The 11,327-nt window shown below is 72.3% G+C and carries 12 protein-coding genes; 5 read left to right on the top strand and 7 right to left on the bottom strand.

Going from position 1 to position 11,327, the window contains the following annotated elements:
• Positions 1–10: 10 nt before the first annotated feature.
• Together AC0VYN_RS02305 and AC0VYN_RS02300 are read right to left on the bottom strand one after the other, a co-directional pair.
• Complete coding sequence (locus tag AC0VYN_RS02305) at positions 11–2,044, bottom strand: flotillin family protein (protein WP_475534563.1); 2,034 nt, start codon at positions 2,042–2,044, stop codon at positions 11–13.
• A gap of 98 nt (positions 2,045–2,142) precedes the next feature.
• Positions 2,143–2,490: a hypothetical protein gene (locus AC0VYN_RS02300; protein WP_475534562.1), complete on the bottom strand. Its 348-nt coding sequence runs from the start codon at positions 2,488–2,490 to the stop codon at positions 2,143–2,145.
• Positions 2,491–2,790: 300 nt separating this feature from the next.
• On the opposite strand from AC0VYN_RS02300, the gene AC0VYN_RS02295 reads away from it, so the two are divergent.
• Both AC0VYN_RS02295 and AC0VYN_RS02290 read left to right on the top strand, forming a co-directional pair.
• Positions 2,791–3,219 carry a DUF7144 family membrane protein gene (locus AC0VYN_RS02295; RefSeq protein ID WP_475534561.1) on the top strand — a complete coding sequence of 143 codons (429 nt, stop codon included), beginning with the start codon at positions 2,791–2,793 and terminating at the stop codon, positions 3,217–3,219.
• A 116-nt stretch (positions 3,220–3,335) separates the two neighbouring features.
• Positions 3,336–3,638, top strand: a complete 303-nt coding sequence (locus AC0VYN_RS02290; protein ID WP_475534560.1) for a heavy-metal-associated domain-containing protein — start codon at positions 3,336–3,338, stop codon at positions 3,636–3,638.
• A 51-nt stretch (positions 3,639–3,689) separates the two neighbouring features.
• On the opposite strand, the gene AC0VYN_RS02285 is transcribed toward AC0VYN_RS02290, so the two are convergent.
• The 4 genes from AC0VYN_RS02285 to AC0VYN_RS02270 form a co-directional block, all read right to left on the bottom strand.
• On the bottom strand, positions 3,690–5,141 hold the full coding sequence (locus AC0VYN_RS02285; RefSeq protein WP_475534559.1) for a HAMP domain-containing sensor histidine kinase: 1,452 nt from the start codon (positions 5,139–5,141) through the stop codon (positions 3,690–3,692).
• The gene (locus tag AC0VYN_RS02280) at positions 5,142–5,906 is read right to left on the bottom strand and encodes a response regulator transcription factor (RefSeq protein ID WP_475534558.1); all 765 of its coding nucleotides are present in this window, start codon (positions 5,904–5,906) and stop codon (positions 5,142–5,144) included.
• A 61-nt stretch (positions 5,907–5,967) separates the two neighbouring features.
• Entirely contained in the window at positions 5,968–6,570 is a 603-nt protein-coding gene (locus tag AC0VYN_RS02275; protein ID WP_385462766.1) for an FMN reductase, read from the bottom strand.
• A complete protein-coding gene (locus AC0VYN_RS02270) occupies positions 6,567–7,664 on the bottom strand; it encodes an LLM class flavin-dependent oxidoreductase (RefSeq protein WP_475534557.1) in 1,098 nt (365 codons plus the stop codon). The genes AC0VYN_RS02275 and AC0VYN_RS02270 overlap by 4 nt, the downstream gene beginning before the upstream one ends.
• A gap of 123 nt (positions 7,665–7,787) precedes the next feature.
• Here AC0VYN_RS02270 and AC0VYN_RS02265 point away from each other — a divergent pair, with 123 nt between their 5' ends.
• On the top strand, positions 7,788–8,126 hold the full coding sequence (locus tag AC0VYN_RS02265) for a YnfA family protein (protein WP_475536800.1): 339 nt from the start codon (positions 7,788–7,790) through the stop codon (positions 8,124–8,126).
• Between the two features lie 42 nt (positions 8,127–8,168).
• Positions 8,169–8,948, top strand: a complete 780-nt coding sequence (locus AC0VYN_RS02260) for an SDR family NAD(P)-dependent oxidoreductase (protein WP_385462775.1) — start codon at positions 8,169–8,171, stop codon at positions 8,946–8,948.
• 21 nt (positions 8,949–8,969) lie between these two features.
• Here the strand turns inward: AC0VYN_RS02260 and AC0VYN_RS02255 are convergent, their stop codons facing one another.
• A complete protein-coding gene (locus AC0VYN_RS02255) occupies positions 8,970–10,163 on the bottom strand; it encodes an RtcB family protein (RefSeq protein WP_475534556.1) in 1,194 nt (397 codons plus the stop codon).
• Positions 10,164–10,367: 204 nt separating this feature from the next.
• Here AC0VYN_RS02255 and AC0VYN_RS02250 point away from each other — a divergent pair, with 204 nt between their 5' ends.
• Complete coding sequence (locus AC0VYN_RS02250; RefSeq protein WP_475534555.1) at positions 10,368–11,228, top strand: DUF3558 domain-containing protein; 861 nt, start codon at positions 10,368–10,370, stop codon at positions 11,226–11,228.
• The last annotated feature ends 99 nt before the right edge of the window (positions 11,229–11,327 follow it).

The raw sequence follows: 11,327 nt of genomic DNA, 5'->3' as shown, positions 1-11,327 counted from the left end.
CGGGCGGCCGTCAGCCCCTGGAGCTGCCGTTGAGGGAGGTCAGCGGGGCGTCCGCGAGCCCCAGCTCCCCCGCCCTGTCGAGCAGCTTCTGCAGCTGGCCGGCGTGCGGGTCACCGGTCTTCATCAGCTTCATCAGCAGGGCGGAGACGGTCAGGTTCTGCACGTCGGCCGTGGAGACCGAGCCGAGGATCCGGCCGAGGTCGTCGGCGATGTTCGACGTGCCGTCCAGCCACGGCCCGGCCAGCGCCTGGGCGGTCGCGGAGTTCTCGACGAAGCCGTCGACGCTCTTGCCGAGCGCGATGGAGGACATCAGGCGGTCGAAGAACACCGACTCGCCGCCGACGATGTCGATGTCGGCGTTCTCCAGACCGGTGGCGAGCACGGTGGCCTGCGCCTCGGCGACCTGCCGCTGCACGTCCAGTCCGGCGAGCCGGATCTCCTTCTCCGCCTCCAGGCGCAGCCGGTACTCCTCGTGGGTGCGGGACGCCTCGTCGAGCGCGGCCATCGCCGCCGCCTTCTCGGTCAGGCCGGCCGCCTCGGCCTTGAGCTTCTCGCCGATGCCCTCGGCCTCGGCGAGAGCCTTCGCCCGGACGCCCTCGGCCTCGGCACGCATCCGGGCCTCGGCCGCCTCGGCCTCCGCGCGGCCGGCCTTCTCGATGACCTCGGCCTCCTTGTCGCGGACCTGGACGGCGGCCAGCCCCTCCGCGGCGCTCTCCGCGCGGACGGCCTCGGCGAGCCGCAGCTTGGCCTGGGCGTCGAGGTCGGCGCTCTTCAGCCGGGCCTCGGCCAGGGTCAGTTCCTCGGCGGCGCGGTGGGTGGCGGCCTGCTCCGCGGCCTCCGCCGCCTTGATGTCCTTGACCAGCTTCTCCTGCGCCTCCGCCTCGGCGGCGATGATCACGGTCTGCCGCTGCCGCTCCGCCTCCTCCACCGCGCGGAGCTTCTTGATGGACTCCTCCTGCTCGGCGACCGTGCGGTCCACGGCGACCCGCTCGCGGATGACCTCGGCGATCTCCCGCTTCTCCGCCTCGACCTCCTTCTCGGCCGCGATCCGGGTCAGCTCGGTCTCCCGCTCCCGCGCGATGACCTCCAGCAGCCGGTCCTTCTCGATGCGCTCGTTCTCGATGGCGATGACCCGTTCCCGGTTCTTCGCGGCGACGGCGACCTCACGGGCCTGGTTCTCGCGCTGGACGCCGAGCTGCTCCTCGGTGCGCAGGAAGGCGCCCTGCGCGCGCAGCCGCTCCTCCTCCACCACTCGCGCGGTCTCGGCCTCCTCGCGGGCGCGCACGGTCTCGATCTCCCGCCGCTGCTTGATCTCGGCGTCGGTCTGGCGGCGCTCCAGCTCCAGGATCGCCTCCCGGGCGTCGACGTTCTGCCGGGTGATCTCCTTCTCCTCGGTCCGCTGGGCCTCGTTGGTGCGCACGTGCTCCACGGCCGTCAGTTCCGTGATCTTGCGGATGCCCTGCGCGTCGAGGACGTTGGCCGGGTCGAGCTGGGACAGCGGCGTCTGCTCCAGGTAGTCGATCGCCGCGTCCTCCAGGTGGTAGCCGTTGAGGTCGACGCCGATGACCTCGATGATCCGGTACCGCAGTTCCTCGCGCTTGGTGTAGAGGTCGGTGAAGTCCAGCTGCTTGCCGACGGTCTTCAGCGCCTCGGAGAACTTCGCGTGGAACAGCTCCTGCAGCGTGTCGCGGTCGCTCGCGCGCGCCGTACCGACCGCCTGCGCGACCTTGACGACGTCCTCGACGGTCTTGTTGACCTTGACGAAGAACGAGATGCGGATGTCCGCGCGGATGTTGTCCCGGCAGATCAGGCCCTCCTTGCCGGCCCGGGTGATCTCGATGGTCTTCACCGAGATGTCCATCACCTCGGCCCGGTGCAGCACCGGCAGGACGACCTGCCCGGTGAAGGTCACGTCGACCTTGCGCATCTTGGAGACGATGAGCGCCTTGCCCTGCTCCACCTTGCGGAACAGCCGGGAGACGACGAGTAGGGCGAGCACACAGAGGACGACGAGCGCGCACGCGCCCACGGTCATGGCATTCATCAGCACGTCCTTGGCGACTGGGAAGGGCGAGCCCGAGCAGGGCCCGGAGGTGTCACAGCGGCGGCCGGTGCGGATCGCACGGCACGGCACCGCGGAGTTCAGGCGGCCGTCCGGGACGGCCCGGGTTCGTCGGGGGAGGGCCGGCGCCACGGCCGTACGGCGGGCCGGAGCGCGCGCCGTGCGGTGACGGGCGCGGCGGCGAGGTCCACGAGGCCGCCCGGCGCGGGTGCCGGGGCGACGGGACCGGGACGGGCGCCGGCACCCAGGGCGCGGGGTCCGGCGAGTGCCGTCGGCAGCGGGTGCGGGGCCGCGGCCGGTACTCGGCCGGCACTCCGGGCGCCGGCGCCCACGGACCCGACGGCGCGGCGGAGGCCGGTGGCAGTGCGCGGCGCGGCGGTGCGGGGGACGGCGGGGACCGCCCCGGCGGCTTCGTCGAATGTCCGCATGTCCTACCCCCCGTGTCCTGCCCGTATCCCGCCCGGGACGGCAACGGCACGTCCGGGCTCCGACGGCTCACCTGCCGGTGCCCGGCACCGGAGCCGTCTCACACGCTCCCCTCGCCCCCATCCTGCCGACCGGCACGTCTCGCCGCATTGCCGACTTCCGGCAGTCTTGCCCCGCGTCTTCATGCCGGACTCCGTCGGCGCCCTCACCCGAACGGCCCACACCGGCTCGCCGCCTCCCGGCCGCGGGCCAACACTCGAAATCCCCCGAACACCGGGCATTTCCGAGGGACGGAGAAGACCATGGCCAACGCGACCCACAGCACCGGCGGCCGGGCCGGCGGCAGCAGGAGTGCCTGGGCCTCCGGCGGCGTCGTCTTCGCCGGGGTGCTGATGCTGATCGAAGGCATCTTCGGCATCTTCAACGGCATCGCCGCCATCGCGAAGGACGACGTCTACGCGTCCGTCGGCGACTACGTCTTCAAGTTCAGCCTCACGTCCTGGGGCTGGATCCACCTGATCGTCGGCATCCTCCTCGCCCTCACCGGCCTGGGCGTGCTCAGGGGCGCCCCGTGGGCGCGGGGCCTGGGCGTCGGGCTCACCGCGCTCTTCGTGATCCTCCAGTTCATGTGGCTGCCCTACACCCCGCTCTGGGCGATCATCTCCATCGGCGTCGGCGTCTTCGTCATCTGGTCGCTGTGCACCGACCGCGGCCACACGTCGTCGGTCTGAGCGCCGGCTCCGCCTTCCCAGGTACCCCCCAGGGGTATACAGTGAGCGGTGCGGGAGCGCAGTGAGAGGCGCGCTTCCCGTGCTGCCCATCTGCCGACGAACCCCAGGGAGACGCCATGACCGCCGACCAGAACACCTCCGGCTCCTGCTGCACCACCGACGGCTCCTGCCACGGCGGTGCCGCGGCGGAGGGCGGCCAGGGCGCCGGCGTCACCACCGTCTACCGGGTGACCGGCATGACCTGCGGTCACTGCGAGGGCGCGGTATCCCAGGAGATCTCCGCGCTGGCGGGCGTCACCGCGGTCGAGGCCGTCGCCGCCACCGGCGAGGTGACCGTCACCTCCACCGCCCCGCTCGACGAGGAGGCCGTCCGCGCCGCCGTCGACGAGGCGGGATACGAACTGGCCGGCCCGGCCTGACCCGACGCGCCCCCTGCCCCGAAGGACACCCGCCGCCGCCGGCCCGCCCCGTCAGCCCGGCCCGGTGCCCGGCGGGTCGTCCGGTGCCGGGTGCTCGCCGACCGTGAAGCCGATCACCGACCCGCCCCCGTCCCGCCGGGAGGCGAACGGCGTGCCGCCGTGCGCCAGCGCCACCTCCCGCACGATGGACAGGCCGAGGCCCGAGCCGGGCTGGGAGCGGGCGTCGGCGGCGCGGTAGAAGCGGTCGAAGACCCGGGCCAGGTCGGCGTCGGTGATGCCGGGGCCCCGGTCGCGGACCTCTACGCGGATCGTGCCGGGGCGGGCGGGTCCCGCGACGGTGACCTCGATGGGGCCCGTGCCCGCCCGGTCGAACTTCGCGGCGTTCTCGACCAGGTTGGAGATCGCCCGGGTCAGCATGACGGGCCGGCCGTCCGTCGTCGTGTCGCCGCAGGCCCGCACGCTGATCTCGCGCCCGGTGCGGCGTCGCGCGTGGGTCGCCACCTCGTACGCGATCTCGCCCAGGTCGACCGGCCGCACCGGCTCCGTCTCGGACTGGCCGGCCGCCAGCTCGACCAGTTCGTTGACCAGGTCGGTCAGCTCCCGGGCCTCCTGCCCCAGGTCGGCGACCAGCTCCTCGCGGGCGGCGGGCGGCAGCTCGTCGATCCGGCGGAGCAGCGAGATGTTGGTGCGCAGCGAGGTCAGCGGGGTGCGCAGCTCGTGGCCCGCGTCCTGGACCAGGCGCCGCTGGTCCTCCTCCGACTGGGCGAGCCGCCCCAGCATGCGGTCGAAGGCGCGGCCCAGCCGCCCCACCTCGTCGTGGCCGGTGACCGGGACCTGGATACCGAGCCGCCGGGTGCGGGCGACGTCCTCGGCGGCGGAGGTGAGGGCGATCAGGCGCCGGGTGATGCGCCGGGCCAGCCACCAGCCGAACAGGCCCGCGGCGGTCACCACGGCGGCCATCAGCACCAGCGTCCGGCGCTGGAGCGCCCGCAGCAGGTCCTCGGTGTCGCTGAACTCCTGCGCCACCTGGACGGCACCCCGGCCGTCCCCGAGCGAGACGGTCGCGATCCGGTAGACGTCGTGGCCGACGTCCACGTCCTTGTGCTGCACCATCCGCCCGGCCGCCGCCGCACCCGCGGTCCGCCGGTCGCCGCCGGTCACCGGCAGCCGGCGGCCGGCCGGGTCGGAGACCTCGCCGTCCGGCCCGAGCACCTGCACGTCGGTACGGGCCGGGCGCACGATGTCGTGGCCGGGCGCGGAGGAGGAGAAGTCGCCGGGTGACATCGGCCGCTGGCGCACCTCGGCCCGCAGGTCCTGGACGACCTGGTCGAAGACGGTCTCCTGGTCCACCCGCACCAGGCGTGCGGCGGCGTTGTACGACAGCACGCCGACGAGGACCGTGACCACGGCCGCGACCGTCGCGAACGACACCGCGAACGTGGTCCGCAACGACAGCAGCCGGGGCCGCCGCCCCCGGCCGCCCGGTCCGGGCGAGGTGCCCACTCAGCCCTCCCGCAGCACGTAACCCACCCCGCGCACGGTCTGGATCAGCTGCGGGGCGTCCGGCTGGTCGAGCTTGCGGCGCAGGTAGCCGACGTAGACGGCCAGGTTCTTCGAGCCGGGGCCGAAGTCGTAGCCCCAGATGCGGTCGTAGATCGTGGAGTGGTCGAGGACGATGCCCGCGTTGCGGACCAGCAGTTCCAGCAGCTCGAACTCGGTGCGGGTCAGCTCCAGCTCCCGCCCGCCCCGCCAGGCGCGGCGGGCCTGCGGGTCCATGCGCAGCCCGGCCGCCTCCAAATACCGGCGATCGGCCTCCGCGGCCTGCCCGGGCGCGTCCTCACCCGCCGCCGGGACCGGGGCGTCCCCGGCGGTGGCCACCCCGGCGGTGTCCGGCTCCGTCCGGTCGGTGCGACGCAGCAGCGCGCGGAGCCGGGCGAAGACCTCCTCGACGTCGAACGGCTTGACCACGTAGTCGTCGGCGCCCGCGTCCAGTCCCGCGATGCGGTCCGCGGTCTCCACGAGCGCCGTCAGCATCAGGATCGGGGTGCTGTCGCCCTCGGCGCGCAGCACCCGGCACACCTGGAGGCCGTCGATGCCCGGCATCATCACGTCGAGGACCAGCACGTCCGGGCGTCCGCGGTGCGCCTGCGCCAGCGCCTCGACGCCGTCGGCGACCGCGGTGACCCGGTAGCCCTCCAGGGTGAGGGCGCGCTCCAGGGCGTGCCGGATGGCGCGGTCGTCTTCGGCGAGCAGAACAGTCCGGGGCACCCGTCCAGTCTGCCAAGGCCGGGAGCCCCGCGACCGGACGGCCGGGCTTCTTACCGAGATCTCACCCGGCGGGCCGCAGCGCCGCGAGCCGCTCCTCGAAGGGCACGACCTCGACGGTGTCCCCGGCCGGCTTCCGGGCCGTCGACAGCCCGGTCATCAGCGCGGCCAGCTCCTCCGCAGCCCGCCCGATCCGCCCGTCCAGCCCCTCGGCGCCCCAGTCCTCGGAGGCGGCGTAGACGCCGGTCGGGACGACGACGGCCTTCAGGTAGGCGAAGAGCGGACGCAGCGCGTGCTCGAGGACGAGCGAGTGCCGGGCCGTGCCGCCGGTCGCCGCGATCAGCACCGGCTTCCCGGCGAGGGCGTCCGGTTCCGTGGCGCCCAGCGCGTCGAAGAACGACTTGAACAGCCCGCTGTACGACGCGGAGAACACCGGCGTGACGACGATCAGGCCGTCGGCCGCCCGCACGGCGTCGAAGGCGGCGGACAGCTCCCGTCCGGGAAAGCCGTTGGTGAAGGTGTGCGCGATCTCCACCGCGAGGTCGCGCAGCTCCACGACCCGCACCTCGGCCGAGGTGCGCCCGGCGGTCGCGGCGGCCAGCCGGTCGGCCAGCAGCCGGGTGGAGGACGGGACGCTCAGTCCCGCGGAGACGGCGACGAGCTTCATGCGCGTGCTCCTTCCTTCTCGGTGTTCTTCGCGCTCAGCAGCGAGGCGTGGGTCGGGGCGTCCGGCACGTTCGCCGGGCGGTTCTTCGCGAACTCCTCGCGCAGCACCGGCACGACCTCCTCGCCGAGCAGGTCGAGCTGCTCCAGCACGGTCTTCAGCGGCAGTCCGGCGTGGTCCATCAGGAAGAGCTGGCGCTGGTAGTCGCCGGCGTACTCGCGGAACGCGAGGGTCTTCTCGATCACCTGCTGCGGCGATCCGACGGTCAGCGGCGTCTGCTCGGTGAACTCCTCCAGCGACGGGCCGTGTCCGTAGACCGGCGCGACGTCGAAGTACGGGCGGAACTCGCGCACCGCGTCCTGCGAGTTCTTCCGCATGAACACCTGGCCGCCGAGGCCGACGATCGCCTGCTCGGGCGTGCCGTGCCCGTAGTGGGCGTACCGGGCCCGGTACAGCTCGACCATGCGCTTGGTGTGGTCGGCGGGCCAGAAGATGTTGTTGTGGAAGAAGCCGTCGCCGTAGTACGCGGCCTGCTCGGCGATCTCCGGGGAGCGGATCGAGCCGTGCCAGACGAACGGCGCGACGCCGTCCAGCGGGCGGGGCGTGGATGTGAAGCCCTGGAGCGGCGTACGGAACTTGCCCTCCCAGTTCACGATGTCCTCGCGCCACAGCCGGTGCAGCAGGGCGTAGTTCTCGACGGCCAGGTTGATGCCCTCGCGGATGTCCTTGCCGAACCAGGGGTAGACGGGGCCGGTGTTGCCGCGCCCCATCATCAGGTCCATCCGGCCGTCGGCCAGGTGCTGGAGCATCGCGAAGTCCTCGGCGATCTTCACCGGGTCGTTCGTGGTGATCAGGGTGGTGGAGGTGGACAGGATCAGCCGCTCGGTGCGCGCCGCGATGTAGCCGAGCATGGTGGTCGGCGACGAGGGCACGAAGGGCGGGTTGTGGTGCTCACCGGTCGCGAAGACGTCGAGCCCGACCTCCTCCGCCTTCAGGGCGATGGCGACCATGGCCTTGATGCGCTCGCGCTCGGTCGGCGTACGCCCGGTGGTCGGGTCCGGAGTGACGTCGCCGACGGTGAAGATGCCGAACTGCATGGTCGCTCAACCTCCAAGTTGTTTACGCTTCAACTATACCGTCGAAACGACCTGCCCCCGGACGTTATTCCGGCCCCGTTCCCCCGCTCCGTGCCCCACCCCAGCCGTGCGAAGCTGGCCCGCATGCTCGTCCTGCGCTCCGCCTCCCTCTTCGTCGTCGCGGCCCTCTTCGAGATCGGCGGCGCCTGGCTGGTCTGGCAGGGCGTGCGCGAGCAGCGCGGCTGGCTGTGGGCGACCGGCGGCGTCCTCGCCCTGGGTGCGTACGGCTTCGTCGCGACCTTCCAGCCCGACGCCCACTTCGGCCGTATCCTCGCCGCGTACGGCGGGATCTTCGTCGCCGGCTCGATCCTGTGGGGCATGGCCGCCGACGGCTACCGCCCCGACCGCTGGGACGTCACGGGCGCCCTGATCTGCCTGGCGGGGATGGCCGTGATCATGTGGGCGCCGCGCAACGGCGGCTGACTACCCTGGGCGCGACCGGTCGTACGAACCAAGGAGCAGCCCATGGCCCCCGCAGCCGCCCCGTCCGCCGCCTCCCGCATCGCCGTCGTCACGGGTGCGAGCAGCGGCATCGGCGCCGCCACGGCCCGGCAGCTCGCCGCCGCCGGCTACCGCGTCGTCCTCACCGCCCGCCGCAAGGACCGGATCGAGGCGCTGGCGGAGGAGATCCAGGCCGCGGGCCACCAGGCGACGGCCTACCCCCTGGACGTCACCGACCGCGCGGCGGTCGACGAGTTCGCGTCCGCGTTCAGGACGGTCGGCGTCCTGGTCAACAACGCGGGCGGAGCGCTCGGCGCCGACCCGGTGGCCACCGGCGACCCGGAGCACTGGCGCCGCATGTACGAGACGAACGTCATCGGCACCCTCAACCTCACCCAGGCCCTGCTGCCCAAGCTGGAGGCGAGCGGCGACGGCACGGTCGTGGTCGTCTCCTCGACCGCCGGCTTCGCCACCTACGAGGGCGGCGCGGGCTACGTCGCCGCCAAGCACGCCGAGCATGTCCTCGCCGAGACGCTGCGCCTGGAGATCGTCGGCCGCCCCGTCCGGGTCGTCGAGATCGCGCCCGGCATGGTCAAGACCGACGAGTTCGCCCTGACCCGCTTCGCCGGCGACACGGAGAAGGCCGCCAAGGTCTACCAGGGCGTCGCCGCCCCCCTCACCGCCGACGACGTCGCCGACACCATCACGTGGGCGGTCACCCGCCCCGCCCACGTCAACATCGACCTCCTGGTCGTCCGCCCCCGCGCCCAGGCGTCGAACACCAAGGTGCACCGGGAGGGCTGACGCCGGACGGCGCCCCGGGCGTCAGCCCTTCACGCAGACGACCTGCTTCAGCTTCGCCACGACCTCCACGAGGTCGCGCTGCTGGTCGATGACCTGCTCGATCGGCTTGTAGGCGCCCGGGATCTCGTCCACGACGCCGGAGTCCTTGCGGCACTCCACCCCCCGCGTCTGCTCCTCCAGGTCCTGCGTGGAGAAGCGCCGCTTGGCCGCGTTCCGGCTCATGCGCCGGCCCGCGCCGTGGGAGGCGGAGTTGAAGGACTTGTCGTTGCCGAGGCCCTTCACGATGTACGAACCCGTGCCCATGGAACCGGGGATGATCCCGTAGTCCCCGGAACCCGCGCGGATCGCGCCCTTGCGGGTCACCAGCAGGTCCATGCCGTCGTACCGCTCCTCCGCCACGTAGTTGTGGTGGCAGGAGATCTCCCGCTCGAAGACCGGCTTGGCCTTCTTGAACTCCTTGCGGACCACGTCCTTGAAGAGCGCCATCATGAGCGTGCGGTTGTACTTCGCGTACTCCTGCGCCCAGAACAGGTCGTTGCGGTATGCCGCCATCTGCGGGGTGTCGGCGACGAAGACGGCGAGGTCGCGGTCGATCAGACCCTGGTTGTGCGGAAGTTTCTGTGCCACGCCGATGTGGTGCTCGGCCAGTTCCTTGCCGATGTTCCGAGAGCCGGAGTGGAGCATGAGCCACACCGAATCGAACGTATCAATGCAAAATTCCACAAAATGGTTGCCTTGGCCAAGGGTTCCCATCTGAGTAGCCGCCCGGTCCCTACGGAAACGAACCGCCTCCGCCACCCCGTCGAACCGTCCCCAGAAGTCGTCCCACCCGGCGGTCGCCAGCCCGTGGAAACGGCCCGGGTCGACGGGGTCGTCGTGCATCCCGCGGCCCACCGGGATCGCCTGCTCGATCTTCGAGCGCAGTCGGGACAGGTCGCCCGGGAGGTCGTTCGCCGTCAGGGACGTCCGCACCGCCGACATGCCGCAGCCGATGTCCACGCCCACCGCCGCCGGGCACACCGCGCCCTGCATCGCGATCACGGACCCGACCGTCGCGCCCTTGCCGTAGTGCACGTCCGGCATGACCGCCAGGCCCTTGATCCACGGCAGGGTCACGACGTTGCGGAGCTGCTGCAGCGCCACGTCCTCGACCGTCGCCGGATCGGTCCACATGCGGATCGGCACCTTCGCGCCCGGCATCTCCACGTACGGCATATCGCCCTCATTCCCCCGGAAGTACAACAGAAGTCTCAAAGCGCAGAACCGGCGCCAAGGGCAGCCAAAGAGACAGCTGACCGGCGTTCACGGCGGCGCGTGCGATACACATTGTCTCCAGGGGTCGCCCCCGCGCGGCAAGCGAATAACCAGCGGGGACACTGGAGTACCGACCACAGCCACACCGGCGAGAGGAGCCGCACCGTGCAGCGGAAGGCCTACGTATCCGGCGTCGCCGCCCTTCTGGCGGTGCTGCTGGCCGGCTGCACCGGCGGCTCGGACGACGGCGTCACGACGGACAACTCCCAGCCCGGCCGGCCCGGTGTCGCCAGCGAGGCGGCCCAGCCCGGCAGGTACCGCACGCTCCCGGAGCCGTGCCGCGTGGTCGGCCACAAGACGCTCGACTCGCTGCTGCCCGGCGTCCGGGAGATCGCGGACGAGGTCCAGCGCGAGAAGGCCTACCAGGGCGAGCCGACGCTCGCGTACAACACCGACCGCAAGGTCGGCTGCCGTTGGAAGGTCGAGTCCGCGGACGCCACCGACCATCTCTTCGTGGACTTCGAGCGGGTCGTGTCCTACGACAACTCCGTGAGCGACGACAGCCAGGCCGAGCAGCTCTTCGCCCGGCAGGTGGCGGCGGCCGACCTGCCCGAGCCGGTCGCACCGGAGTCGTCGGACCCGGCCTCCGGGACCCCGTCCGGCGCCCCGTCGTCCGGGGCGCCGTCCGCCGGTCCGAGCACCTCGCCGTCCGCGTCCGCCTCGGGCTCGGCGTCGGCCACCGCACCCTCTTCGGGCCCGTCCGCCTCCGACGGCACCCCCACCGACCTCCAGCCCCGTCTCCTGGACGACCTGGGCGACGAGGCGTTCCTGAACGACGAGCTGAGCAGCTCCGGCTCGACGGCGGAACGACGCACGGTGACTGTGGCGTTCCGCACGTCGAACGTGATGGTGACCATCGAGTACGCGGAGCAGCCGGCGACGGTCGGAGTCGTGCCCGACAGCAAGGAAATGCAGGACAGGGCGCGGAAACTGGCTTCCCAGCTGGCGGATTCGCTGGGCGGCTGACCCCGTTCGAGGCCCCGTGCCGGCCGCCCGTGAGGCGCGCGAAGCCGGACCGCGCACGGTGCCCAACGCGTACGGTGACCTCTCGGACCCGATCCGAAC

Source organism: Streptomyces sp. 63XJN7_1_ISO-PGPR-S23-121 (assembly GCF_056173025.1).
The sequence above is the reverse complement of the archived record's forward strand: the minus strand, read 5'-3'. Positions and strand labels throughout refer to the sequence as shown.

What these genes read in the sequence shown, in the direction of transcription:
- AC0VYN_RS02305 (WP_475534563.1), bottom strand. Translation starts at nt 2,044, where the DNA reads ATGAATGCCATGACCGTGGGCGCGTGCGCGCTCGTCGTCCTCTGTGTG.
- AC0VYN_RS02300 (WP_475534562.1), bottom strand. Translation starts at nt 2,490, where the DNA reads ATGCGGACATTCGACGAAGCCGCCGGGGCGGTCCCCGCCGTCCCCCGC.
- AC0VYN_RS02295 (WP_475534561.1), top strand. Translation starts at nt 2,791, where the DNA reads ATGGCCAACGCGACCCACAGCACCGGCGGCCGGGCCGGCGGCAGCAGG.
- AC0VYN_RS02290 (WP_475534560.1), top strand. Translation starts at nt 3,336, where the DNA reads ATGACCGCCGACCAGAACACCTCCGGCTCCTGCTGCACCACCGACGGC.
- AC0VYN_RS02275 (WP_385462766.1), bottom strand. Translation starts at nt 6,570, where the DNA reads ATGAAGCTCGTCGCCGTCTCCGCGGGACTGAGCGTCCCGTCCTCCACC.
- AC0VYN_RS02270 (WP_475534557.1), bottom strand. Translation starts at nt 7,664, where the DNA reads ATGCAGTTCGGCATCTTCACCGTCGGCGACGTCACTCCGGACCCGACC.
- AC0VYN_RS02265 (WP_475536800.1), top strand. Translation starts at nt 7,788, where the DNA reads ATGCTCGTCCTGCGCTCCGCCTCCCTCTTCGTCGTCGCGGCCCTCTTC.
- AC0VYN_RS02260 (WP_385462775.1), top strand. Translation starts at nt 8,169, where the DNA reads ATGGCCCCCGCAGCCGCCCCGTCCGCCGCCTCCCGCATCGCCGTCGTC.
- AC0VYN_RS02255 (WP_475534556.1), bottom strand. Translation starts at nt 10,163, where the DNA reads ATGCCGTACGTGGAGATGCCGGGCGCGAAGGTGCCGATCCGCATGTGG.